The organism is Candidatus Uabimicrobium amorphum, assembly GCF_009002475.1.
In the GTDB taxonomy this organism is placed as follows: Bacteria; Planctomycetota; Uabimicrobiia; order Uabimicrobiales; family Uabimicrobiaceae; genus Uabimicrobium; species Uabimicrobium amorphum.
The window spans coordinates 769,748-796,339 of record NZ_AP019860.1 but is presented as its reverse complement, the minus strand read 5'-3'; the positions used below and the strand labels follow the sequence as shown (position 1 = coordinate 796,339).

The 26,592-nt window shown below is 39.3% G+C and carries 14 protein-coding genes and 1 pseudogene; 6 read left to right on the top strand and 9 right to left on the bottom strand.

What is annotated here, in order from left to right:
- Nucleotides 1-167: 167 nt before the first annotated feature.
- Genes UABAM_RS02720 through UABAM_RS02695 form a run of 6 tightly spaced genes read right to left on the bottom strand, consistent with a single transcriptional unit; the run spans nt 168 to nt 10,919 of the window.
- On the bottom strand, nt 168-2,351 hold the full coding sequence (locus UABAM_RS02720; protein ID WP_151966462.1) for a serine/threonine-protein kinase: 2,184 nt from the start codon (nt 2,349-2,351) through the stop codon (nt 168-170).
- Nucleotides 2,352-2,385: 34 nt separating this feature from the next.
- Complete coding sequence (locus UABAM_RS02715; RefSeq protein WP_151966461.1) at nt 2,386-3,510, bottom strand: glycosyltransferase family 4 protein; 1,125 nt, start codon at nt 3,508-3,510, stop codon at nt 2,386-2,388.
- Nucleotides 3,510-4,211 (bottom strand): hypothetical protein, encoded by a 702-nt coding sequence (locus UABAM_RS02710; RefSeq protein WP_151966460.1) that lies wholly within the window; start codon nt 4,209-4,211, stop codon nt 3,510-3,512. Before UABAM_RS02710 ends, UABAM_RS02715 begins: the two co-directional genes overlap by 1 nt.
- A gap of 11 nt (nt 4,212-4,222) precedes the next feature.
- The gene (locus tag UABAM_RS33855; RefSeq protein ID WP_151966459.1) at nt 4,223-7,492 is read right to left on the bottom strand and encodes a protein kinase domain-containing protein; all 3,270 of its coding nucleotides are present in this window, start codon (nt 7,490-7,492) and stop codon (nt 4,223-4,225) included.
- Nucleotides 7,493-7,501: 9 nt separating this feature from the next.
- Nucleotides 7,502-8,896: a formylglycine-generating enzyme family protein gene (locus UABAM_RS02700; RefSeq protein WP_151966458.1), complete on the bottom strand. Its 1,395-nt coding sequence runs from the start codon at nt 8,894-8,896 to the stop codon at nt 7,502-7,504.
- A 10-nt stretch (nt 8,897-8,906) separates the two neighbouring features.
- Nucleotides 8,907-10,919: a hypothetical protein gene (locus UABAM_RS02695; protein ID WP_151966457.1), complete on the bottom strand. Its 2,013-nt coding sequence runs from the start codon at nt 10,917-10,919 to the stop codon at nt 8,907-8,909.
- Between the two features lie 253 nt (nt 10,920-11,172).
- Between UABAM_RS02695 and UABAM_RS02690 the strand changes: the two genes are divergently transcribed.
- The 4 genes and pseudogenes from UABAM_RS02690 to UABAM_RS02675 all read left to right on the top strand — a co-directional run.
- Nucleotides 11,173-13,014, top strand: a complete 1,842-nt coding sequence (locus UABAM_RS02690; protein WP_151966456.1) for a M1 aminopeptidase family protein — start codon at nt 11,173-11,175, stop codon at nt 13,012-13,014.
- An 11-nt stretch (nt 13,015-13,025) separates the two neighbouring features.
- A complete protein-coding gene (locus UABAM_RS02685; RefSeq protein WP_151966455.1) occupies nt 13,026-14,216 on the top strand; it encodes a GTP-binding protein in 1,191 nt (396 codons plus the stop codon).
- A 32-nt stretch (nt 14,217-14,248) separates the two neighbouring features.
- The gene (locus tag UABAM_RS02680; RefSeq protein ID WP_151966454.1) at nt 14,249-15,946 is read left to right on the top strand and encodes a serine/threonine-protein kinase; all 1,698 of its coding nucleotides are present in this window, start codon (nt 14,249-14,251) and stop codon (nt 15,944-15,946) included.
- A 333-nt stretch (nt 15,947-16,279) separates the two neighbouring features.
- Nucleotides 16,280-17,275 (top strand): annotated as a pseudogene (locus tag UABAM_RS02675) (leucine-rich repeat domain-containing protein); the annotation flags it as partial.
- An 86-nt stretch (nt 17,276-17,361) separates the two neighbouring features.
- Here UABAM_RS02675 and UABAM_RS02670 read toward each other — a convergent pair.
- Together UABAM_RS02670 and UABAM_RS02665 are read right to left on the bottom strand one after the other, a co-directional pair.
- Nucleotides 17,362-18,996, bottom strand: coding sequence for a zinc ribbon domain-containing protein (locus UABAM_RS02670; protein WP_173013100.1), 1,635 nt, complete (start codon nt 18,994-18,996; stop codon nt 17,362-17,364).
- The gene (locus tag UABAM_RS02665) at nt 18,902-19,558 is read right to left on the bottom strand and encodes an IS607 family transposase (RefSeq protein WP_173013099.1); all 657 of its coding nucleotides are present in this window, start codon (nt 19,556-19,558) and stop codon (nt 18,902-18,904) included. Before UABAM_RS02665 ends, UABAM_RS02670 begins: the two co-directional genes overlap by 95 nt.
- Before the next feature lie 362 nt (nt 19,559-19,920).
- Between UABAM_RS02665 and UABAM_RS02660 the strand changes: the two genes are divergently transcribed.
- Together UABAM_RS02660 and UABAM_RS02655 are read left to right on the top strand one after the other, a co-directional pair.
- On the top strand, nt 19,921-21,372 hold the full coding sequence (locus UABAM_RS02660) for a C1 family peptidase (protein WP_151966450.1): 1,452 nt from the start codon (nt 19,921-19,923) through the stop codon (nt 21,370-21,372).
- A 10-nt stretch (nt 21,373-21,382) separates the two neighbouring features.
- Complete coding sequence (locus UABAM_RS02655) at nt 21,383-22,336, top strand: hypothetical protein (RefSeq protein WP_151966449.1); 954 nt, start codon at nt 21,383-21,385, stop codon at nt 22,334-22,336.
- A gap of 111 nt (nt 22,337-22,447) precedes the next feature.
- Here UABAM_RS02655 and UABAM_RS02650 read toward each other — a convergent pair whose 3' ends face one another.
- Nucleotides 22,448-26,572: a serine/threonine protein kinase gene (locus UABAM_RS02650; RefSeq protein WP_151966448.1), complete on the bottom strand. Its 4,125-nt coding sequence runs from the start codon at nt 26,570-26,572 to the stop codon at nt 22,448-22,450.
- Between the last annotated feature and the right edge of the window lie 20 nt (nt 26,573-26,592).

The following is a 26,592-nucleotide window of genomic DNA, read 5'->3' as shown; positions in this document are numbered from 1 at the left end:
AGATGTCAGCACCTATCACATGTGTCATTCCCGTGTAAGCTAAGAGTAAAAACTTTTTTAATAAAGACTCACAAATCCATGTCATTCCCGCGTAAGCGGGAAACCAGCAATGAAAAATTAACTCGTAGACGCTGGGTCCCTGCTTTCGCAGGGATGACAATGAGTGTTTATTTAACACGTAATAGGCGAGATTTTTGTAGATGATATTGTGCTTTTGCATTTTCATTGACTGCTTTGTAGCACGAGTATAAATTATGGTGTGCCTGCCAATACTTCGGGGAAATGGCCAGGGATTTGTGAAAATCGTTAATGGCCTCGCGATATTTTTGCAAGGCAAAGTATATGGTTCCACGATTACAATACGCTTCGAAATCTTGCGGAGCGTATTGTACGACTTTATTGTAGTCACGTAGTGCCTGTAAATGATTTTTGTGTTTACGATGGATATTGCCACGATTGAAATACGCATTCACATAGTTAGGATTGAGCTGTAGTGCCTTGTTGTAATCCAAAACTGCGTGCTTATCGTCTTGCAAAATCTCGTATATACTACCGCGATTGTAATAATAAATCGCATTATCAGGTCCGGTACGAACGGCATTGCTATAGTCTACTAACGCCAATTTGTAATTTTTACACTTGCTATACAAATTTCCGCGTTGATAGTAAATTTGCGAATGATCTGGTGCAAGTTGCAGCGCTTTATTGTAATTGACAAATGCCTGAGATATGTTCCCCAATTTTTCGTAAGTACTCGCACTATTAAAGTAGGCAGGCATGTAATCGGGGTTTATCACCATAATTTTTCGATACTCACGTAGCGCTGACTCATATTTTTGCCAAATGTCATAAATCGTCGCTTTAGCGTGATAAACATCCACATACTTAGGACTGAGTTGTAGTGCGGTGTCGTAGTCTGCCATGGCTTGTTTATATTTTTTTAACTCTTCAAATATGCGACCACGGTTGTAGTAAACAATCGGGTCAGATGTTGCATTGGCAACTTGCTCGTTGTAATATTCTAAACTCTGTTGTAGATTACCGCTCATCTGCGCAATAAAGCCCTTTATTGCTCCCCATTCTTCGTTCTCTCCATACTTCCCCACAGAGCCAAAAACTTCGGAAACAAGCTTGGCAAAATTCTTGTCTTGCCGAAACACATGTGAATGGTTCTTTACCGAGTACTCAAGAATATTCATCACTTTGTTTAGGGCTAATTTGGTTCTCTCTTTTTCTTTTTTTATCGCGGCGGTTGCTTGCCGTGCTTTATTTTCTCCTTGTTCCGCACGTATCTTTTCGCGTTTAATATCGAATGAGTATTTCACCACTACAGCAAGAGAAACACAAAGCGAAATAATAATCGCCAATGTGCTGGCCACGAGTATGCGATGTTCGCTAATAAAATTTTTAATCGTGTCTTGGTAGGTGTACTTTTTGGCAAGTATCGGTTTATTGCTTTTTAAATTCTTGAACTCGCGAACAAGTTGTTGGCAATTTTTATACCTATTTATTTGTTTTTTTTCTAAACACTTCAAGCACACAGCTTCTAAGTAGGGAGAAATTTGCGGATTGACTTGTCGTGGTGGTGTCGGCCGATGTGTCGCCATTTGCAAAAGAATTTCGTGAGAGTAACGCCCGTCGTAAATGTTGCGGTATGTCAATGCCTCATAGAGCGTCGCGCCAATCGAATATATGTCACTTTTCTCCGTAGCTTTCCCCATCATTTGCTCTGGGGCCATATACAAAAGCGTTCCCATGATATCGTTGCTTTTAGACAAACTCTGTTGCGCGTTGTCATAAATCTTTGCCAAACCAAAGTCCATCAGTTTCGGCTCACCGCTTCGCGTAATCATAATATTCGAAGGTTTGATATCACGATGTAAAATTTTATGTTTGTGTGCACTGGCCAGGGCATCACAAATTTTCATCATGAGATTGATTAAAAATAACGGCTTTATTTTCTGTTCATCAATTAAATCCGCAAGAGTCACACCGTCGATATATTCCATGGTGAAATGCAACTGCGGTGCTTCGCCAAAATCGTATATGCGTACGATATGCGGATGATGTAATTGCGCCATGGCTTCTGATTCTAAACGGAAGCGTTTCACGTCACCAATGTTACTGTTTAGAATCACCTTTAGTGCAACAGTTCGTCGCAATTTTGTATCGTAGGCTTTGTATACGACTCCCATACCTCCGCGCCCCAACTCTTTTTCAATCATATAGCGATCAAACTTGCTCGTAGATGGCATGGTAAACTCTTTGGTTGGGGCCGTGTCTTGCGAACCAATGCCCTTTAAAAAACTAGGATCGAGATCGTTAGATTGGTCAAAAAAATTAGGGTCCAAACCACATTCCTTTTTATAAACAAGCTACGTGTCGTTACATCTTCAAGTTTAAAGAACGTCCGACGTCTTCAATGATATCGACGGCTCGGTCATGCTGACTGTAAAGATCGTTTTCGCGGCCATAGTTCCAGCCATTCTCTCCCCACACTTGGTATAGGTTTGATGTTGTTCTCATTTTTTGGAGTGCGTCATTCAAATTCTCTTGCCGAAAGGGTGCGGGAACGACAATGCCATTTTTCGCCTTATTTATATAAAAAGCATAGCCGCAATTTGCGGTGGTAATAACCGGTAGCCCCAATATTGTTGCTTCGAGTAAAACTTTTCCTGCGGATTCTGTATAAGAAGGGTGTAGAAGCATATCACTTCCCAAATATAGTTCGTGAATATCGGAACGCGCGCCTAGAAAAGTAACTTGTTTCTCCACACCTAATTTTTTCGCCATATTCGCAAAGTATGTTTCTTTGCCTTTTCCAGCGATAATTAAGTGTGCCTTGTTGTCTTTTAAGCTGTGAATTGCACGAATAGAACGGTCAACACCTTTGGTATGAAAGCCTGAGCCAACCATCAAGATCACAAACGTATCTTTTGCAAGTTGCAAATGGGCAAGTAATTTCTCGCGATAACTGTTGTCGCGTTTATATTCTTTTAGTTGTGGGTTAATTCCCGGAGGAAGTAAATGTGTGTACTGTGGTTTTACATCGTAAAATTCCTGGAAGTCTTTTAATTGCTGCGGAGCGATAAACATTACATGGGCTTGCGGGGAGTGAAATAAACTTGCTTCGAGGTCCAGTTTGTGATAATTACGTGGAAGAAAGCTCTTTTTCCACGACGACTTATGCTGCACTTTTCTCGCGTAACAACTGTCAGAAGCAAAATAGACATGTAGCCCTGGAACTTTGTTGAAACCGACAATTAGTTTTTGCTGCGTAGACAACTTTTTTTGTAATTTTTTGGCGTAGGCCACATCTTTGCCGACATTTGTTATGGCATTTGTCTTCATCAAATGAACAGAGAATCCATCGGGAATTTCCCCTTGCCAGCTACGCGTGTAAACATCAATGAGGTGTCCTTTTTCGCGGCATTTTTTGGCGATGGATAGGAAGTCGCTTTGTAAACCACCAAAGGGAAAATATTTAAACAAACAAAACGCAATGTCCATTATTCCCCGTTTTCCTCATTATTCTCTGGCTGTGCTTCTTTGCTTGCCTTCTCTTCGGATTTTTCTTCGATACTTTGCGTTTCTCTCCACTTTTTCTCGTCTCTTGCAAAGCCTTCCATTTCTTCAATCATCGCAATAATCATATTGCGTTTTTTTTCTTGGTGCTCTTCGTGATCGCATCTTTCATCGGTAAGTTTTTTGGCCTCTGCAAAACTCACTACGCGAACTTCTTCAATACCAGCACCTTTTTTAATAACACTCTCAATACCTTCTAGATTACAGCGAATATAACACCCCATGTAACCTTTGCCACGCAGTTTACTGCGAATACTAAACGCACTTATGCGTGCACGTGTAAGTAAACGTTTGTTGTGCAGTCTTACTTTTCCCAAAGAAGTAAAATAAATGAGCTTAAAGCGCGTTTGTGGAAGCCCTACTTCACGGTTTAAAATGTCGGCAACAGTTGTGTACATATTGTCTTCATATATTCCCCCTTGGTTGAATGACCAAAAACCGTTTACTTTGGAAAAAATTACTTTTTCTAATTTAGGGTCAAATATTCCGGTAACTGCCGTAGGACGATAACCAAAAAAATTCCAGCGACGTATGGGGTCGCGAAAGAAAATGAAAATGACAAAAATAAAGATACACGGTTCAATGATATTCCAAATAGCGAAATAGTGAATGATTTCATCGAGCATTGATTGTTCTCCTATTGAAGTTCGGGTAAACCACGGTCTTGAAATACAGTACTAAAAATAGCGTCTATGCATGTCTTATGCAATTTCTTTGCGTACTCGACTTTTTTATCCCAACGTTCCTGTTGCTTTTCATTTAATTTTAGTTTAGGGGTAAAGATGGGCTCTTTCTTTAATTCTAGAGCATAACCAAATAAAACCTCTGACATCGTTTTGCGAACGTCTTCTACGCCAATGCGATCTTGTGGTTGATGCTGAATCATTTTTTCGATCAACTCACTCAGTATGTCCACGATAGGACTACTTTCAATGTGATCTTTTACACGAGGTTTATTTGGGTCGAGAATTTTACTCATAATATCAAAAGTGTTGCGTCCGCTCACGGGCTTTTTGCCAGTCAACATGGTAAAAATGACCATACCCAATTGATACATATCACATGCTGTTGTTAGTACAACATCCGTTGTAAACTGTTCTGGCGCTGCATAGTACAACGATCCCGCAAAACGACCTTTCAAGGCGTTTTCTTCCGCACTAATGGGACGATACCTTTCCTTGAGTTCTTCGGCGCGATGTTCTTCTTGTTTTTTTAACTTTTCAATCGCTTCGGAAAGAATTTCTATTTTTTCTTGGAGCACAAGGTCGATGGCTTCCGAATTCTCTTGTGTACGTATTAGATTCTGTAAAATAGTTTGCATGTGTTCGCGCTGAATGCTAATTTTACAGAATTTTTCGTCGACAATACGCAATAGTCTCTTGCGATCGTCGGTTAACTTACTACTTGCCTGGTTCGTGGTAATTGCCAAGCCAAAGTCAGTAAGCTTCGGAATGCCGTTGTTATCTAATAGAATATTTTGTGGCTTGATATCGCGATGGATAATGCCTTTATCACTCAAAATCTTTAACGACTGAATCATGCCATACATAATCGCAAAGGCAATGGAAGGAGAAAGTCGATTGTCTGGACAGCTCTTATATATTTGCTCTAAATTACCTTGGTGTGCATACTCCAGCATGAGGTAATAACCAATTTTTTCTTGGTCTTCTTTTTCATCTCGCGCAAATAGGCGCCCTTGTTGTACACACCCAATAATCGTATTGCAAATATTTTCATTTTCTGCCAAACTCGTCAGTATCTTCGCTTCTTGGATTAAAGACTCTTCATACCCTTCAAATCCTACTTTGATCACAAACTCCGTTCCTTTGGGTAGTTCGGCGTAAAAAACTTCTTCCCCCTTTAGATTGCGTAAACTCTTTAAATATTCCGCAAATTTATACCGCGCCCAATAATTTTCGGGGCGCAGGGAAAGAATCGTACTATCGTGTTTGCTAATCAGTTTTAGAATAGCTCCCATTCCGCCACGATCCATTTCGGAGATTTCATAGTCACCTTCAAAAAACTCTTTGATGCGATCAATATGTTCACTTACTTTTTCATACGCTTTCAAGCGATCAATAAAAATCGTAAATGTTTGGCGTTCGGTTTCGGGTTCAACCTCTACATCGACATCTTCGTCTTCAACAATAAACTGCTTTCCTTTGTAAAGTTTATATTTGCGAACAAATTTAACCCATGCAGTGGCTTCATGTCTATTGTCGAAATCAACGGTAATCTGTACTTTTTTGCCAATGAGTTGGCGACTTACCATTAGGCTTTGTCGTGTAAAAGATAAGGATTTTATTGAATTTTTCACCGAAGTCAACGAATCAACAGTGATGTCGTTGAGTGTTTCAATGTGTTCACCTTCTAAATCGTAGCCATCCAGCGAGCCGCTCAAGTCTTTGCTGTCTATTTCCACCGAGCCTTTTTCTGTCACAATTTTTGTGACCCCATCCTTTTCAGAAACACTTATGTCTTCATTCACTTCTGGTAAAACAAATTCATTGCTATCTACATCAATTGTTTTGTACAAATCTTCACTATCGATTGTTTTATCGTGGTTACCCTTCGTTGGTTCGTTATTCTCTTGACTCTTATCTTCGTTGTTATCGTTTTCGTCTTCATCTTCGTCTTCGTCTTTACCATCATAGGCTTCATAAGCTTTACTAATCGCTGTTTCTAGTATATTTTCAAACTTGTAGTAATGTTTTTGGATACAGCCTTTTTCCAAATCAATCTCGATTTCGAGATAGCTCATTTTATCCGTGTCTTTAATCAACCAACACTCTTCATGGAAGAGGTCAAGTAAATAACCAACGATGGTTTCTTCATACTTTTTGGGAAAATAAAACTTTAAACACGGTAGTATTTCATTTTTGTCGGTACGAAATTTTGTTAGAGCGCTGTCAATCTCTTCTTGAATGTACTTCTCAAGTTTCTCTTCAGAAAAAACGATGTTTTCGGCATCGGTAACCGATTCGTCTGCAAGAACTTGACTTTCCACATTATTTTCTAGTCCGACCTCTCCCCACACATTTTTGTCCGTACTAGGTCTTTTGACACGGCGTGTTACCGTTTGTTTCTGAATTTTAATGGTATTGCGCCGTGGAACTTTTAGCGATTTTAGAATTCCGTTTAACTGTTTCACAAAGTGGAAAGGCGTATCGCGCTCTTGGGGGTCGCGATTTAAATTTTTACAAATAATATCGCGTATAGACGTAGGAAGACCTTTCGGCCAATTTTTAAAATTCTTCAGCTGCGGAGGAATTGCTGTTCTACTTTGTAATTCAATGATATCTTTTATCGTCTTGCCGTGAAATAGGAAACGCTTTCTGACCATTTCGTAGTATATAATATTGAGAGAATACACATCAGATTTGCTACTTACCTCTTGTTTTTTTATCTGTTCAGGAGATAGATAGGCCAATTCAATGGCTGGAAGACAATAGTCACAAAGTTTCGCCACGCCAGCGTCATCCACAATGATGTTTGATGGTTTGATGTTGTTGTATACAATCCCAAATGGATATCCCGAAAAAATTCCCTGAGCGATGTCGAGAATCATTTGCGTTGCTTCAATAGGGGTAAAAGTTCTTTTTTGCAGTTGACTTTCTAAACTCTCACCTTCGAGAAATTCGCGAAACAAATACGTTCCCTCTTCGGAAATACTCGTTTGATGGACTTTGGCCAAATTGATGTGGCTGATACGAATCGTGGTATCGAGCTGCTCGAAGAAAGTCTTTGTCTGTTCGCTATCCCTCAACAAAGTTTTTGAAAATAACTTCAAAACACACTTTCCATGTTTAGAATTCTCGGCGATGTATGTTGTTAATAAATAATTGTCGCCGATTTGCTCATGAAAATTCCATTGAGGAAATTGTTTTGCTATCGAGAAGTTATCCATTATTTTTTCCTATAAAATTCTAGCACAGCGAAAGCCAGAGCTTTTATCACGTAAAGTAATGATACCAAAAAAACGATAATATACTTTTAGAGTATCCACGTCATAGGTCCAGGCACCTCCACGGCATACTTTTTCTTCATCACTGCTATACCCTGGCCCAAGAGGATTTTCTCGTGGGCTATTTTCGTAATAATCGTCATCGTACCAGTCATAGCACCACTCCCAAGCATTTCCCGCCATATCAATACACCCATACTCCGAAGGTGCATCTTCAAATTGCTGAACTGGTGTCAGCTGCTTGAATTGCGAACGATAATTTGCTTTTTTATTACACGGTTCTTCGTCACCCCACGGAAATTGATTGGTTCCGGACCCCTTGGCGGCGAGTTCCCACTGAGCTTCTGTAGGAAGGTGTTTTCCAGCCCAAGCGGCATAGGCCATTGCTTCGTACCACGAAACCCCTACGACTGGGTAATCAGGACTATTAAATTTCTCATCATTCCAAAAAGCAGGCTGTAAGATAGAGTTGTTTACTCGCCACTGCCAACCAGCCTCACTCCAAAATCCTTGGAATTGGTATCCTCCCGACTCCATAAATTTTGCAAATTGTTGATTGGTCACCGGATATTTGTCGATGAGGTATTCCGACAGCACTACCTGATGTTCTGGCTCTTCATCTTCAAACCCCATGGTAAACTCCGTAGCAGGAATATGAATCATTTCGCTACTATCAATGCGACACACAAAGCGATCCTTCTTTTTGTTAAAGCCTTTTGGTAGGCGTGAACTATGATTGCTATTTACCGCCACAGGTTGCGCTTGCTTTGAGATAAGATGCGCCTCAATCTCACTTAGTGACGTATTATTACTTGGAGGAACATAATTCATTGTCGTGGGGGCATAACCTACCGGCATATATTGAGGCATTTGCGGTGGATACCCCGTGACAAAGCTGTGTGCTGCGGCCTCTTCGTAATCACGTCCAAAATCATCTTTCTCCATCAAAGCCTTAATACCAAGAACCAACCGTTCTTCTAAGTAACTAAGGCCTTCAGGTGTCATCTGATAGATAATCGCTGGTCTTGTACGCCAATCAAACGGCAAACATTTGTGATCTTGAGCCATTAAAATCAAATATTTCTTCTTTGTTCTTGCAAAGGCCGCTTCATGAACCACATTGGGATTGGGAACTTCCAGCATTCGATCTCCGGTAAAATCAGTAATTACAAAATCTGAGTTGAGTATCTCTTCTTCAATCTGCTTGTAAATATCCTCTCTTGCCCAGACTTCATCTATGCGAATTACTTTAATATTTAACGATTCACATGCGGCGCGAATGGTTTTGTACACCGTATAAAATTTTTGGTCAAAAGGCATGGCAATAAAAGCTTGCGCTTGGTGCATAACACACTCCTTATAGTTTTTGCAACTGTCGTTGTCGTTCGCTATCAATCATCGCCTTCACTTTACTTCTTACTCGTGGATTGATATCCACGGAAAGATCTATTTTATCTCTTTTGGGATTGCGATAGTAGTCTTCGATGACTCGCGCAATCGCGTAACCATTCAAAAACTGTTGCGATTTTGTACCAGAAAAATTGATATTTCCGTAGGATTTAAATAGGTTTATTACCTCATTTTTTATCAATGTCAACTCACGTCTCTTCACTCTATTTTCAATATCTTGTAGTGCACGATAGAAATTGTCGACGTTTTTCTCGCCCCGCGAAGACTGATCTTGCTTTGCTTGTGTTACCAAATTTCGCAAACTCTTTGGAAACTCTGGAGAAGGAAAAGAATGCTCGATATTTCTTTTGAGTTGTTGAGAATTACTTCCCTTAATCACTTTAATTTTATCGGCCACAGATCGTGGAGACGTTTCAAAAATGCTAATATTTGCCTGTTGGTATTTGGGCATCATCAGTAGCTTCGTCAGAGAATTTAAACGCGTAATCGCCGCTTCTTTCGAATTGAGCAGTGTCTTGGTCTCTCGATTTAACTCTAAAACCACATGAGACTTCATCAATGCTTCCACTCTACTAGCAAGTGCGGGGCAAACAAAATTCAAGCTCGCCTTAAAACCGCCAAAAGTGGTTCTGTTCTCTGGACGCATAAACGAATCTATCAAACCGAGTAGTTTGGAAACGGTGGCATCTCCTGAACTCCTGCGCAATACATTTATACAACCTTGGATATTTTTTTCGCGCTGAATTTTGCGAAAAATCTCCATATCGCTGCCACTTGTCACCAATAACGTACGCAATTTACTTTTGATATTGGTTTCACCGTGTTTTCCCAGATGCTTGTTCATTAAAACATCTAACTTTTGCGGGTTGCGATTGTACGCTCTCAAAAGATTTTTGACATTGCTAATAATGGCCAAATCTTTGTATTTGCGAACCACCGTAGAACTTTGCAAAGTGTAACTATCCAGCAATTTATCCAAGCTTTGGATGTTCGCAACGCGATCGAATTGTTTGCGAAATAAATTACCGTGTTTTTTTAGGCGTATTTCCGTACAGCAATGCAAATAATCGCGTATTTTACGATTTACATTTCTCTTTGTACAAATCTTGGATAAACGATCAAGAGTATGATTATACGATCTCATTCCCTGGTTTATTATGTTTATGATGATTTCATCTTCCCACAATAATTTTGAGCGAATCATGAGCGTATTTTTGAGGAAGTTGACGAATTTTTTTTGCTCTCTGGTCAAGTTGATCATCAACGATATACTGCGTAAAATTTTGAAGACGTCCACAGGTCTGGCGCGTAGTAATTCTCTTTCGTTGGGAATGGCAACCCATGCATGAGGCTTTTGTTTGTTAAAAGACACAAGCGTTTCTACGCGTAAATCTTCGAGTTCCTTGTCCTTTAACGGAGAATTTGTCCCCAAGATAGTTTTATTTTTCTTTATCGGGGCACTCGCCGACGTAAATGTTTCCTCGCGAAACAAGTTTTTCATTGCCCGCGGACCAGACTGCATAATAGTCTTCACGCGATTCCCGATTACTTTTTTACTTGCAGATATCGTCGCAATACGATTTCCCCAAAAACCCTTTTTCTTTGGAACGCTATTTTTTTGTGTCAAAGACAGTCTGCTTTTTTGCAAAACGCTGCACAAACTCTTCACTACTTTTCGCGTATTTTTCTCTTTTTCCCATTTGCCTATACTTTTTAGTATAGGTTGCGAATTCCCTTTTACGTGAGGATACAAGTTATATGCCAAAAACTTCGCCGTTTGCTGCGGAACGTTGGTATCCAGAACTAAAATAACAACATTTGCAAACTCTGTTGCACTTTTACCCGCAGCAAATTTCTGCATGTTTTTTCCCATAAGTTGTTTGCAAAATAACAACACTGGTTTGACGCGAGATGGTTTTGAGAGTAAATCTTGCTCAAAGTCTTTTACTGTGTAAGGCATAACAAACCTGCAAATAAGAGTTGTGTTTATTTTAGTTCTAACAAACTTGTGCCACAAAAAACGTTAGAATAAGTTTATTTTTGGCTGTGCACGTCGTATACTGTAGTACGATGCTGCAAGTTATCACAAATTTTGTCCAAATTGTGGCAAAGACAATAATGTTCACCAAGCAGCCAACTGTAATTGATAACGATTTATTTTAATGCAAATAGGGCGTATATCAAACGGAAAAATTTTTCCAGGAAGGATTTTTATGCGTTTTTTTCATTTTTGTTTGCTGTTTTGCTTTTCACTATTTGCATATAGTGACAATTCTTATGTAGTTAACAACGAAGCTTTGGGCATTCAGACTATTCTTCCTGGAGATGACTGGAGCGTGTTACACCAGAAATCTCCGCAGTCGCAACTGGCTATCTACACTTCGATAGAACAAAAAGCGCGTTTTGTTTTGATGTCTTTTCCTCCACAAACGTATGCCAATATGCAACAGCGAGCCACAGATATCGAAAAAAACGCTGCCAATTACCAACAAATACAACTCCAAGACACCGAGATCAACAATGTAAAAGCCCAGCGTCTTATTTATAAATTGTACAACTCTCATGTCATTGAAATTGGCATTCCACAAATACACGCATATACGATTGTGCAACTCACCACAAACGTGGCGGCGTGGCAAACACCACAACAACAGCAAGGGTGGAAAAACGTTTTTTTACGTTTGCGTGCAAATACCCCACAGGTTTTCTTTCGCAATTTAAAAAACACTTCACTACAACAAATACAGACACCAAAAAATATTACTGTCACCCACCATCAAGTGAAGATTTTTGTAAAAAACGCCTACATTGACATTGAGAATCAAGTTGTGTTGCAAGCGCGAAAAAACGTCGCGAAATTGTCCCTGTATGTAGCGCTAGGAAAAATTTCTCAAGTTCATTTTACACGACGTTCCCATCGTTGCGACTGGAAAGTCATTGCTTCAAAGTACCCTGGACTCGGCAAACTAATCATTACCAATGCCAAATGGGATGCGCAAAAACGCCTTCACCTTCAAGTAAAAGCGCGAATGCCTTACAAAAATCCACAGGGGATCGCCATGTGCTTTCCGACAACGTACACCACAAAAGCGACTTACAACTACCAAATATATCCCGGCAAAAACCTATCGGTGATTACTCGCAAGTACTTTTCGCCGGCCAAAGTCATCGAGTTTCGTCAAAAAGTTTTGCGGTATTCTCCACAAAGATTTTGTTTATTTATTGGTAAAAAGTACCTGAGTAAAAAACTTTCCTCGTCAAATCACCTCATTGTTGTCAATGGTAACAAGGCAACAGTAGATCGCATACACCAACAAATTTTATTTCTACAAAAACTGTGGAAAAAAACCATAAAATCCGATGTGATTGTCATTGTAAATAGTGATTTTTCACATGATAATTTTCTCAGCCTAGCCACAGAAGACGATGTCGAAAAACTGTCCTTTGTTTCGCAACTGGCGAAATTATTTGTTCCACACTTAGCTGCTAATTTACGCCTCGCCGTTACTAGTTATCTTAGCGCACTTTATATAAAGTCTAAAAAAAATAAAATAGGGTACTTTCACCATCTGGATAAAAAAATGGCCTCCTATCGCAAAATAGATATTCCTACGGAATACGCACTGGCCGATCCACTAAGTATTACTCACCCACAAATAATAGCGACAAAAGCACCTGTTGTATTTGATATGCTACGCGTTTATCTAGGAAATAAAAAGTTTTTTCGTTTGTGGCACACCATTGTCCACACCCAAAAATACCGAAATTACACACAACTAATACGTGCTCTTCCTCAATACAAAACATTCACTGATCAATGGCTTCTGCGCGCAGGTTACCCACAATTTGTTGTCAGCTGGTCGCAAAGTAAAGCACAAGTCATCGTGGACATCTACCAACAAATGCGAAAAAATCCTTTTGTACTATCGGGAAAAATTTATATTGTTTGTCGCGAAAAAACATATACAATGCCTGTAAAAATTACCCAATCGCACCACAAGTGGTTTATCGTCAGCGAAGAGGAAGTGGAACGTGTTTACTTTCGTTATTACTAAATGAGGAAAAAATGTCAGGAAAACTACCAGTGACTATACTTTCCGGCTTTTTAGGAGCTGGAAAAACAACGCTTCTCAATCACATTTTGACCAACCAACAAGGAAAAAAAGTCGCCGTAATTGTCAATGATGTCGCCAAAGTGAATATCGACGCTGAAATACTAAAAAACAATCAAGTTCAGGTAAACAATGAAGAAAGTTTTGTCGAAATTTCCAACGGCTGCATCTGCTGCTCCGTCCGTGCCGATTTACTCGCACAAGTTCGCGATTTATCCGCACAAAATAAGTTTGATTACCTACTAATAGAATCTACGGGGGTCTCCGAACCACTCCCCGTTGCCGCAACTTTTGCTTATGAAGATGAAAATGGTTTTAGCTTAGAACAAATAGCGAAGCTAGACACCATGGTCACGGTGGTAGACGCCAGCAATCTCGCAGAAAATTTTTATAATGTGGAAATGCTAAAAAACGTCGACAAATCTGTTGCCGCCGGAGATCAGCGTACCATCGTTGACCTCATGGTCGAGCAAATTGAATTTGCCAACATCATCCTTCTCAACAAAGTAGATGAAATTAATGAAGAGCAACATCAACAAGCCATGCAGATACTTCGCATGCTAAACGCCAAAGCCAAAATAATCCCCACCAACTACTCAAAGATAGACATAAACGAAATCATTGGTACTGGTTTATTCAGCTTTGAAGAAGCGGCAACATTTTCCCTATGGATGCAAGAAAAGAAAAAATTAAAAGGCCACAAAGTAGAAACGGCGAAGTACAACATAAAAAGTACCGTTTTTCGTACACCATACCCGTTTCATCCGCAAAAGTTATATTCATTTTTACAAAACACGTCGCTTGGCATTGTACGCGCTAAGGGATTTTTTTGGCTTGCTACCCAACCCGACATCGTTGCAGAACTATCCCAAGCAGGAAAACGGATTGCAGCGCAGCCTATCGCGACGTGGTGGGCGGCCCAACCGAAAGAGGACTGGCCCCGCGATGAAAATTGGCTAGCAAAACTCAAAGAGAGCTGGCATGAGGTTTTCGGAGACAGGCATCAGGAACTTGTATTAATAGGCGTGGGACTCGACACACAGAAGGTGGAGGAGTGCCTGGAAGAGTGCGTCATAAAAGACACCAAAATGAACATTGAGGAATGGCAAAAGCTCAAAGATCCTTTTAATTGGGAAATTTACTAATTTGAGTTTATTACCAAGTAAGGAATGAAAAAATGAAAGAAGCTAGCGGAAGATATCATATAAAATGCGAATTCGCCCGTGGGGGAATGGGTGTCATTTACGAAATATTCGAAAAAAGTTTGCGTCGACATTTGGCAATGAAAGTACTCTCCCCGCCAGAAAATGTCCCTGTACACAAGCGCGACCGCGATTATTTTTTTGAAGAAGCATTGATCACCGCCCAGCTAGAACATCCCAATATCGTTCCGGTTCACGATATGGGAATGCTTAACGACGGTCATCCTTATTTTACGATGAAAATGGTTCATGGCGAGCCACTGTGTGACATCATAGAAAAACTCAAAAAGGGAGACAAACAATATATTGAGAAGTATCCGCTAGTAAAACGCCTAATTATTTTTCGCAAAGTTTGTGATGCGGTTGCTTTTGCACATTCTTGCCATGTCATCCATCGTGACATAAAACCTGATAATATCATGGTCGGAGAGTATGGAGAAGTATTGTTGATGGACTGGGGGATCGCCAAGTACACCCAGGCAGATGCCGATACACCACTAGAATCCCGGCGCATACAATCTTTGCGCTCGAAACAAGATTTTAGCCAAACTAGTTATGATGAAATTCTCGGTACCCCTTTGTACATTTCCCCAGAACAACTCGACGACGACACCTCACAAGTCGACCACCAAAGTGACATATACCTTCTAGGGGGTACTTTATACGAGCTACTGACGTTTTCTCCACCTCACCAAGGCGAATCGCTGGCGCAAGTACTTGAATCTAGTATGTTGGGAAGAGTTGTTCCTCCACAAAAAATGAACCCCATGCAGCAAATCCCCACCGAATTACAAAAGATTACCATGAAAGCTCTTGCCCACAAAAAAGAACATCGCTACCAAAAAGTGGAAGACCTATGCGCAGATTTAGATGACTTTACCGCAGGATCTATTGTTTCCGAGCCTGTTATATTCAAAGAAGGCGAAGTTCTGATTCGCCAAGACGAAAAAGGAACCGAAGCATACTTCATATTAAAAGGTAAGGTCGATGTCATTCAAACACGTGCCGACCAAGAATATCTTCTTGCAACAGTAGAGGCGGGAAACATTGTCGGAGAAATGGCGGTCATTTCAGAACAAGTACGCATGGCAAGTGTTGTCGCCGCCACAGACACCCAAGTTCTGATTATCAATCACCAAAGAATGGAAGAGGTCCTACAAAAACTACCCCCCTGGGTAGGAAAACTTATCTTCAATTTAGTCGACCGCCTACAAACCACAGACAAAAACGCACATCCACTTCTACTGGGGGACAGTTTGTACCATGTACTCCACCAATTTACCTATATTCTTCTTTCGCAAATGGCTTTTCAAATCAAAACCGAAGAGATAGAATTCAACATCAACACCTTGACGAAACAAATTGCTGCAAACCTGTGTATGCGCCAGCAAAAAGTACAAACCGCCCTCAAATACTTAGCCACGAGTAGCATCTGCCAAAAAATAAACTCTGAGACTTTTAAAATCAACGATTTCTCTTTATTTGCCTACTTCCTGCATTTTGTACATAAGATGAAAAAACTCGACATCGCTTTTCCCATACCACAACTACCAGAAGCCGGTGAAGAGACCAAAACTCAAGCACTACAACTCGCACAAGAAGCCACCGATTATTTATCTACTAAGCATAAGTTCACTCTACGTCGCAAGAGGGACGACGTTCTCCGGCCTTAAGATGAACGAAATTGTTTTTGGCATAGTGAACAAGATCAACTTCGTCGTACACTCGAACAGCATTTGGTTTCAGAGTAGCAAGATTTTTTGTGCCAGACTCAGGTACAAATTGTTGAAGTAGAAATTTGAAAGCTAGAAATGAAAACAATAAAAAACAAATCACTACAAGATATAGAGAACAACACCCAATATATATGCTGTGCGTTTTACTTGGAGAATAGACTATATTCTATAAATAACTGCCTGTTCATTGATTGTAGTTTTAGGTCTCACCTTCAAGTCAGTAAGATACAAAAGTGTAAGTTCTCTAATTGTGGATTCTCTAATGGCTTCTTGCTTGATTTGCGTCGCAACAGGTTAACAGCACTACCAAAAGAGATCGGGCAACTACAAAATCTTACTTACCTAAATTTGGGTTCCAATCAATTCACAGAGATACCAGAAGAGATCGTTCAACTCCCAAATCTCAAGAAGCTAAATTTGAACTACAACCAATTAACAAGGTTATCAAAAGAGATAGGACAACTGCAAAATCTCCAGGAACTTCATTTGCAATTAAACCAATTAACAGGGCTACCAAAGGAAATAGCACAACTCCAAAATCTTAGGGATCTCGTTTTATCTCGCAACAAATTAACGAGACTACGAAAAAAAATATTCCAACTACAAAACCTAAAGAGGCTTGTTTCGCGCGGTAATCGATTAACAGTGCTACCAAAAGAATTAGGCCTGCTCCCTAACCTTACGCGCCTAAATTTGTCCAAAAATCAATTAACAGTGCTACCAAAAGAATTAGGCCTGCTCCCAAACCTCACTCACCTAGATTTGTCCAAAAATCAATTAACAGTGCTACCAAAAGAATTAGGCCTGCTCCCTAACCTTACGCGCCTAAATTTGTCCAAAAATCAATTAACAGTGCTACCAAAAGAATTAGGCCTGCTCCCAAACCTCACTCACCTAGATTTGTCCAAAAATCAATTAACAGTGCTACCAAAAGAATTAGGCCTGCTCCAAAACCTCAAAGAACTTTATTTGCATCAGAATAATTTAGTAGACTTACCAAAAGAGATCGGTCAACTCCAAAATCTTACTCACCTGGAATTGTCCCAAAATCAATTCACAAAGTTACCAAAAGAGATCGGTCAACTCCAAAAACTCAAAGAACTTTATTTACATAAAAATGATTTAACAGAGATTCCAAAGGGAATAGGACAATTTCGAAACCTCAATACGCTCTATTTACCTAATAACGATCTAATACAAAACCAAATTTCAGAAATGAAAAAATCACTGCCAAACTGCAGAGTAGTTTACTCGCAAAGGTATTAGAGCCTGGTATAAATACCTTCCCTCTTAGACTTTCTAATTCACACCGTTTCTATTTAGACTAAAAAATCTAAAGTAGTGTATAACACTCATACACGAAGGATTCCAAAGATAGTACCTTTAAAAGAATTAAAACTCTTTTGTACGACTATGGAAGATAAAGATACAGAGTGTATCCAGCCCTTCAAGTAATGAATGTGACTGGTGCAATGGGTTTTAGCACCAGCGTCCTGACGAAACAGTGAATCAGGCAAACGAGTCTTCTTATAGACGACTGTTTTTGTACATTTTTTGAGATTCTTTTTGAAGAGAACTTTGCGAGCAATATTGATGCAGGCAACATAATCGCGATCTGCAGAAAATTTGCATTTTGCACAGTGAAACCACGAAAAAGTTTTGTGTATTTTTTGTTTATTGTCAGAGGCTTTAATGTGTTGTCCTTTGTGAGAGCATCGAGGGCAAAGAGAACTGGTACCTGCCGGGTGAACAGGCTTTGCCAGAGTGATCCCACACAAACGAGCCTTGTAGTCGACTAGACTCATGATTTTCTGACGAACAGTGGTGTTGATTTCGCGATTTTTATCTTTTGATTTCTTTTGTGACTTAAGTGATTTGAGATTTTCGCAGTAGATTTTCGAACAGTTGAAGTGTTGAGCAAAGAAAACAATGATGTTTGCAGTGGTGTGAGCAATTTCCTTATTAAGAGTTGTTATTTTGCTCCATCTTTTAGCAATTTCTCTGTTACACTTTTTGAACAAAGAATCTTTATGGGCGAGTTTGTCGCGTTTACTTTTCCAGTGGTCAATATCTTTGTAGATACGCTGCAACTTATCCTGCACTCTTGAGAAATTGACAAAATGTGGTTGAGAAAGTTGTTGTCCTTTTTCGTTAAACACACACAAAGTGGTGAGCTTGCGAACTCCCCAGTCAAAAGTGATGAAGTTACCACTTTCTATTTTTTGAGGCTTCTCTATTGTTACCTTGAAATCAAGTACAGGTAAGTAATTACCTCTAACACATTCAAAACGAATATCTGGAGAAGTGATATGTTTGTCTTCTAAAAATAACGGAAGTTTGATGTTTGTTTTGAGCCAATACCACTTGATTGCTCCATTTTTTCTGTCAATCACTTTAAAACTAACAACTACTTTGTTGTTTTTCTTTTCTATTTTGATTGCCTGACCATCATCTGGGGCATATGTGAGTATCTTCTTTTTTACTTTTGGTGGCTTTTGTAGGGCATAGAAATCTTGTGGTAGCTCGTTGTTGTTTTTGCGTTTGTAGTTGATCACCTGCTCTTTGATGTTTTTTATGTAATCTATTTTTATGTAGATACCATCTTTTACCAGGAGTTTGCTTGTCCACTTCTTTGGGTCTTGTGTTTTTTTCATCAGCAAGTCAAATACTCGCTTGCGATCTCTCACCTGGCGCATCGTACGTCCGACAATCTCTAGCACCCCACGATTTATTCTACTTGGTAGTTTACTTTGCCTGTACAGCTTTACAAATATTGGTTCAAGTACTTTGTAAGAGTACTTACTTTTGTTTTTATCAAACACATTATACAATCTGTTTTCATGAGCAAACTCCAGGTACTCGTTGCTTTTTTGCTGCACATATTCCAATGTTTCACGTAGTTTTTCTGCTACTTTCTTTTCTTCTATCACTATGGGATATGCCAGTACCTGACCATTTTTTATTTTGTCTTTTTTTTCTTCGCTCATGCGATCGTCTTCCATAGATCTTTGCACAGTAAACGGTTAGCACACATAAAACATCTTCAACTACTGCCTCTTCAAACTTTTTTTGTGGTCTTTCGTTAAGGATCACTATTTCGACATTTTTTGCTGCACATACCTGTTCCAGTATTTGCGTTGCAAAGCGCATCAGCCTATCTTTGTATGAGACTACTATTCGCCTTACGCCACCACTTAGTATTAGATTCAGTAACTTTTTCAATCCACGTTTTGCATAGTTCAACACTGAACCTATTTCTGATATTTCCACTACGTTGCAATGTTCTTGTTTTTCGATGTAATCCCGTAACTCTTTCTTCTGTCTTAGCAAATCTTCTTTCTGGTCGTGAGCGCTTACTCTTGAGTACAACACTGTTTTCTTGTTTTTGCTTTCTATTCCTAGTATTTTTTCTATTTCTTCCAGGTTATATCTTCTGTGACCACCTAACGTTCTTCTTGCTGATAGCTTTCCTTCATATGTCCACAACCTGATCGCTTGTGTTGTAACACCAAAAAGAGCAGCAACTTTACCGATACTAATCCATGCCATTATTTTTTCTCCTGACATGGGTTTTTATATATTTTTGTTATTATATCTTATAATGAAAATAACTCAATATAAAACCGTATATTTACCGTAAAAAAATACCTCTCTTGCAATTTCTTAAATACATCTACTTTAGATTTTTATAATTAAAAGGGTTGCTGTCGTGTGCCCCCTTTTCCCCTGCCAATTCTGTAAAATATATTATACAAAACAAAACAAACGGCACAGATATTGCTCAATGACAACTGAATGTTGTTGTTAACGAGTTTTGATCTGTAAAGTTAACAACGTGCTTCCTAAATACAAGAAATGATTAAATATGTTAACAACACTGTTAATCTAAAATTATTCAGGAGTGCTGATCGATGAAAAAAACTATATATTTATTAGCATCTTTTTTGCTAGCACAAATCGTTTTTGCGCAACAGGTACAAAAAATAGATAAATTTTACCTACAACGTGAAAATAAAATGAGTGTTGTGTTGAAACAAAAAATACAAACTTTGCGCTCGCAAAAAATTTCTCAAAAGTGGTCTTTTAATGTTGGTTATACCACAGCAATGGACCGTTCACTTACACAATTGGCTGGATTAAAAGCGCCTGGTAATTTAGGACAATCTATACAGTTACAAAACGCGAAATCAACGAAGGCGATCCAACTTCTACCGAAGCAAACTCCGGATGCCATCAAAAAACTTAACAGTTTTTTTGTTTTACGCCGTTGGGATTGGCGCACAAGAGGTAAGGTTTCTCCCGTGCGCAATCAAAGAGCATGTGGTAGTTGCTGGGCTTTTGCTACTATTGGAGCTTTTGAAGGCAACGATCGACTTAGAAATTCGCGCTCCATTGATGCTTCGGAACAGTGTGTTTTAAATTGTAGTGGTAAGGGAACATGTCGTGGTGGTTGGTGGGCTTTTGACTTCTTGATCAACAAAGGCGTTGCTTCAGAAGCCAGATATCCTTACACAGCAAACGACAAACCATGTAATAACTCTATCCCTAAATACTACAAGGCCATTGCCTGGGGATATGTAAAGGGGATGAACCCAAATGTTACCGATATCAAAAGAGCGCTTCTTCGCTATGGTCCTTTAGCGGTAGCTGTTCACGTTTCACCAGCTTTTCAAGCTTACACTGGTGGTGTATTCAATCACAATGTGAACAAAAGTGTTAACCACGGTGTAACACTGATCGGTTGGGATGACACCAAACGCGCGTGGATCATTAAAAATTCTTGGGGAAGTGGCTGGGGCTCTACGGCTGGTTATGGTAGAGAAAAAGGGTACATGTACATTTCCTACAATTGTTCGCGCATAGGTTATGCGGCGGCATGGGTACTCTCTAAAAAAATGCCTACACCACGAAAAGAAGATTGTATTCCATTCAATCCCGCGAGAATAAAAGTTGTGAATATTAAGAGACGTTGGAAAATCGTTGATGGTCGGTCATGGTTAAAAGACTTTGGTTCAAATCGTGCAGAAGCGGTAAAAGCTTTGGCGATCATGAAACGTTATCGTTTAAATAAAATGTGCTTTGTCGGAAGACCAAATCCATCCATGGAATATTATCTAGTGAATGGTAAGTCTCCTGTAGGAGCTTTCCCTGGAGAAGACGCGATTCGATTTAACCCAAGAACAATACGCGTACAGTTCATAAAAGGTGACTGGAAAATTGTTGATGGTCGGTCGTGGTTGATGAGTTTTGGGAAAAAGAAAAACGAAGCATACGAAGCATATGCAAAGATAAAGAAATATGGATTTACCCACATGTGCTTTGTTGGTCGTCCAAACCCATCCATGACATACTTCCGCAAATAAGGAGTATGCAATGAAAAAGTTTTGTATTTTTGTGTTGTGCCTATCTTGCATTGCCGCCGATGAGAAAGATATTCTAGGCGGCTATACCCAGGTAGCGGTAAACGATGCGTATGTTGCCGATGTGATTCCCACAGTTTGCGATTTATTTTGCAAAACACACGAGGGTTATGTTTTTGTAAAAGCACAAAAGGCAGGATACCAAATCGTAGCGGGTACCAACTATTACTTCGCATTGCAGTTTCGCCACAATAAAGAAAAAGTAATCGTAAAGCTGTATGCCCACAAAACCCTTGATGGCAAAACGTCTATTGTAAAAATAATTTCCATAGACAAGTCTGTCTTAGGTGGCTATGAAGCACTCAGTAAAGATTCATCTGAGGCAAAAAATATTATTGCCACAGTGACTTCGAAACTAGAAAAACATGGCTATTTTGTGGAAAGTACACATGCGATTGGCAAACAAATTGTTGCCGGGACAGTTTACTGTATGGAAATGCAGTTGAGTTACCATAGCTTAAAACTGCCGTACAAAGTATATGCTTACAAAAAGCTCAATGGTGATGTATCAATCACCAAAATAGAAGGTCATGTTTCCGACATGGATTCATTGGGAAAAATAATGAAGAATTCATGTATAAAAGCACGTGAAACAGCGATGTCTTCTGGAAAAATGCAGTATATCGAAATTGCATGCTCAAAAAACACATGTAAGGTAAACACAAGCAAGGTGATGTACATTGTTTCACATATCACAAAAATAAAACCTGAAGAAATCTTAGTTGTATATAGCTTTGACGAAAAAGGCAATGTATTGTTGGTAGGTGGTAAGTTAGAAGACGGGAGTTACAGCCCAACGAGGACTCATGAAAAGGCACATGTCGTTTTCATAGGAAAAAAACAACGTTGTCTGTTCTCTGTCGATCCCAAAGGCAAAAAGATACAATACAAAATCGAAAGCAACTAAATGTTTCTTTGTAAAGATTCACATACAAGATATTAGTAACTAATTCACACGATATCCCGTTTGGCACCTTGAATAGGTGCCAAACTTTTTTATAGCTGTTTTTACAAAGAACTATTCTAAAACTTCGCGCTCCTGCGACCAGTTATCTATAAACGGTACGAAATTGGGTAATTTTTCTTTTACCATTTTTACAAAAAACTTTTGACGCTTGTTAGTGGTGTAATTTCCACGACGGAAAATTTGATACAAATACTCCAACATCACTGTAGCAGTTTTCCGATCCTTTTGCTTTAAGTAAATATTTACCATCTGCAAATCTCTGGTGAAAATTTCCGAAAACAATTCAAAATTCCCCTGAGTAGCGAAAAAATTTCGTTCGTACACACTAAGCGCTTCCTCCAACTTCCCAACAATGACATATGCATTTGCCACCTCAGAAAATAACGAAGGGTGCAAGGATTGCTTGCGTAGTTTTTGCAAATACAAATCGGTATTTTCCCGACGACGAATGGCAATTGTCAACCCCTCTAAAGAGTAATACAACTTTAGGTACCCCGCGCGGTAGTCCTGGTTTATTTCCATCGCCTTATTCACATCAGCAAGTGCATCTTTTTGGTTAAAGAAATATGCTCTTTCAAAAAAATACTTATCCCCTTTAGGGTCCAGCGAACACATTAAATCGAACCATCTCATCGCCTTATTTTTTTCATGGCTATTTTTTGCGCTATTTAAAAATTGATGCGTTTGACGCAAAGATTTGACATAGAGAGTTTCGGCACTTGACCACATCGCAACTGTAGGGCCTACCTTAACTTTTTTCAACCAACGTCTCTCGGTAAAACCCCGAATTCCCAAAGCGACAAAACGTTTTAATTTTGGCCACTTTTTCGCGATCCTTACATAGTTTTTCCCCACGTTTTCGTCACCCAATGAAATGTAGCTGGTTGTGGCAAATTGCTTCACTTTTGCATGGGGATATTTCAGGTATTCTTTGGCAATATCTTTTCGTTCCTTCAACGTTGGACTCTTTACAAAACCCTTTGGCATCTGATTTGAGAAAATAGCTTCCTGTTGTAGTTGAAATAACAGATACGACAACAAAAACGGATCGTTAATTTTATCTAAATACGCATGGTCAGTGTGTACATTGAACATCGTTAAAATATAACTAATCATACACTGTGAGCTGGGAGGCAAGGAATGGATATATGTTTTTGTGTAATTCATAAAATCAATGAGCTTTTTTATTGTGGAAAAGTCAATTTTGTTTGTACTTTTAAAGTCATCCATAATGCGGTACAACGTAGTTAAAAATACCATACTGTGCTCTACCGGTAGGAAGTCTTTGGCGATACTTGGATAAAATTTTTCTTCGAAAATTAGTTTTTTACTCCTTTTATTCATAACCAGAGCAAAAAGCGCCAATCTTCTAATTTCGGGTGATAAAGTTAAACATTTCTCTAGTTCTTTGGAAATTTTTGGAATGTAACTCCCTACCTTTAAGTGAAAACCAAGAACTGTTTTTTTCACCTCCATACTTGGGTCCTGTAAGCCTGCGCGATATAGTGGTAAATACTCTGGCTGTATAACTTGTTTTTTCTGCCAAAATATAAAATGAGAGTATGCGCGCACAACATTTTGCGTCGCACGCATTCCCCATCTTGTCAAAACATCACGGCTCATTTTAACTGTCTTTGCATCTTGCCTTTCATCCATAAGCCCATGCAAGCTCCCTGCTGCGATCACACGCACCTTCAACGAAGAGTCTGTCATTAGATACAATAAGAGATCTCTTTCCTTACGCGAAACTTCCGTGCGTCTTTCTTTGTAGTTAATTTTACGATAAAAGGTATCTAAATGTTTGTAAGCATGAGTTACATACATAGAGCGTGCGATTAAAATCTTAAAAAATTCTTGCTCTCTAGCAGAGGAAATTCGTTCCTGCATTTGCGGAAGTTGAAAAAATACATCAATCTTGGCGGCTAAGTGATACTCGCGAAATGTGGCGGCAACAATTGTACGTAATATGGCATCTTTTCCGTCATCATGTAGTATTTTTATCAGAGGTGCTACACCATAGAAATGTAATATTCCTTTTACCAATAAATATTTTTCAAATACACTCGTACCATTGGATAATACGTAGTGGAAAAGTGTATCCATATCACTGTGCCGCCATTCACTTTGAGACCATGCCCTGTTTTGTTCAATACGCGCCAATCGATATAAAATCATTGCCATGATTTCTTTATCTTTTTCGCGTCGCGCTTGTTTTTGCACTTCACGCAAAAAATTTTCTATTTGTGGCGTAATGTCTTGTGCAATGAAGTTTTCGATTTGTTGGTGGAAATTTCGACTGTAACGCAAATTCATCATCGCTTTTTTCAACAATTTTTGTACTTCAAGTGAGGCATTTGGTAATTTATCAAAAATCGTTGCCAAAGAGCTTTGTTGTGGAACTTGCAACCGCAACCACGAAGTATACCTTTCGCGATAACCTTGTTGAACAGCCACGCACTGTTGCAAAAATAAATGTGGAGTGTGTAATTGGATATCGCGAAAAAAGCCATTCACTACCGTCTGGTAACAAAACCTATTTAACGTCGGTTCGTAGTACGGAATCTCGTGCAATACCTCGTATGCATTTAGGGTGTTATCGCTATCTAGAATTTTACGAATAAGCACGAAAGCGTCATAGTGTCTATTCTCCTGAATGTATATTCTAGCTAATGGCACAGAATGTTTGGCAGCGAATGGTTCTTTCGCCACACATTTTTGAAAATATTCTTTCGCTACTTGTGATTTACGATAACGATGTATTGCCGCAAGCGCGACCAACACGTTGATATCGTCCTGATATTTTTTCTTCTCAAGTAAGGTAAGAACTTCGCCGAACAAGTCAAACTTATTGTATTTGCGGGCGATATGATATAGGCATAACCCAAGGTAATAGTTTTTATTCGCATATCCGGGTAATTTACGTAAGATTTTTTCTGCCAATTTATACTGTTGTTTATGGTATAGGATAATTGCTTTGTAGTACTTTGCGACAACACGATCTTCCACCTCAGACAATAGAGCAAAAGCCCTGTCATATTCGTTTTTTTCGTAAAGTTCTTTCACCAATGTAATATACTGTGACGGACTCAACCTTCTGGCTTTGTATTTGTGCTCGGCCACATCAAATTCGCGTTTGTCGATATGTGTAAGAATCGCCTCAAAGTAACGCAAACGCTCTTGCAAACGCTCTTTTGCCGCACGACTCAATTTAATATTTACAAGTAAACGATCATTTCGCGGCATAAATAAAAATGTTATCATGGTTATGCACAAAATCGCCAAACCATAACTAAGCATTCGCATTTGTTTGTGAGGACTTTTTTTGACACGCTTGTTGTTGAGAAATGCCTGCAAATCTAAACTAAGCAAGTCGATATTTGCGTAGCGATACTTGCGCTCGGGATACGTTGCTTTCTCCCAAATAGTTTGTAAATCTCTACTTAATTCGGGGTTTTGTACACGCAGCGGAACATAATTTCTATCGTGGATACGGCACATCACCTCAAAAACATTGGCCCCTTCCATCATGCGCTTTCCCGTCAGAACTTCGTAAAGAATCACACCCATCGCGTAAATATCCACTTGATGCGTAATATTTTTTCGCAAGCCAGCAATCTGCTCAGGAGCCATATAGTAAGGCGTTCCTACAACATCTCCTGTTTTCGTTAGATCAAACTCTGAGGAGTCGACACGTCTTGCCAAACCAAAATCAATCACAATCGGCTCATTGTTTTTATCCATCATGATATTTTCGGGTTTTAAGTCGCGATGAACTATTTTTCGCTGATGGGCATAACTAAGAGCTGCACAAATTTTCATCATCAGACGAATTTTTTCCTCCACAGATAAATCGTGCTGTTTCAGATATTCTTTGAGAGAAAGTCCTTCAATGTAATCCATCACCATATATTTTTTATCGTCAATGATTCCCGCATCGTAAATTTTGCAAATATTAGGATGATCCAACTGCGCCGCAATTTTCATTTCGCGCACAAAGCGACGATTACTTGTTTGAGAAGACGCCGTTAAGGTAATTTTTAGCGCTACCGTACGTTTAAGTTCCGTCTGGAATGCTTTGTAGACACAACCCATTCCACCACGACCAATTTCTTTAATAATTTGATAGCCGTGCCATGTATTATCCGATGGTAATTCTTTTGTTTGGTAATCATCCATAATTTTTTCCCAATAAAAGC

Excerpts from the sequence above, each read along its gene's own strand:
- UABAM_RS02690 (WP_151966456.1), top strand. The coding sequence starts at position 11,173 with ATGCGTTTTTTTCATTTTTGTTTGCTGTTTTGCTTTTCACTATTTGCA.
- UABAM_RS02715 (WP_151966461.1), bottom strand. The coding sequence starts at position 3,510 with ATGGACATTGCGTTTTGTTTGTTTAAATATTTTCCCTTTGGTGGTTTA.
- UABAM_RS02665 (WP_173013099.1), bottom strand. The coding sequence starts at position 19,558 with ATGGCATGGATTAGTATCGGTAAAGTTGCTGCTCTTTTTGGTGTTACA.
- UABAM_RS02685 (WP_151966455.1), top strand. The coding sequence starts at position 13,026 with ATGTCAGGAAAACTACCAGTGACTATACTTTCCGGCTTTTTAGGAGCT.
- UABAM_RS02710 (WP_151966460.1), bottom strand. The coding sequence starts at position 4,211 with ATGCTCGATGAAATCATTCACTATTTCGCTATTTGGAATATCATTGAA.
- UABAM_RS02700 (WP_151966458.1), bottom strand. The coding sequence starts at position 8,896 with ATGCACCAAGCGCAAGCTTTTATTGCCATGCCTTTTGACCAAAAATTT.
- UABAM_RS02655 (WP_151966449.1), top strand. The coding sequence starts at position 21,383 with ATGAAAAAGTTTTGTATTTTTGTGTTGTGCCTATCTTGCATTGCCGCC.
- UABAM_RS02650 (WP_151966448.1), bottom strand. The coding sequence starts at position 26,572 with ATGGATGATTACCAAACAAAAGAATTACCATCGGATAATACATGGCAC.
- UABAM_RS02680 (WP_151966454.1), top strand. The coding sequence starts at position 14,249 with ATGAAAGAAGCTAGCGGAAGATATCATATAAAATGCGAATTCGCCCGT.
- UABAM_RS02695 (WP_151966457.1), bottom strand. The coding sequence starts at position 10,919 with ATGCCTTACACAGTAAAAGACTTTGAGCAAGATTTACTCTCAAAACCA.
- UABAM_RS33855 (WP_151966459.1), bottom strand. The coding sequence starts at position 7,492 with ATGGATAACTTCTCGATAGCAAAACAATTTCCTCAATGGAATTTTCAT.
- UABAM_RS02670 (WP_173013100.1), bottom strand. The coding sequence starts at position 18,996 with ATGAGCGAAGAAAAAAAAGACAAAATAAAAAATGGTCAGGTACTGGCA.
- UABAM_RS02660 (WP_151966450.1), top strand. The coding sequence starts at position 19,921 with ATGAAAAAAACTATATATTTATTAGCATCTTTTTTGCTAGCACAAATC.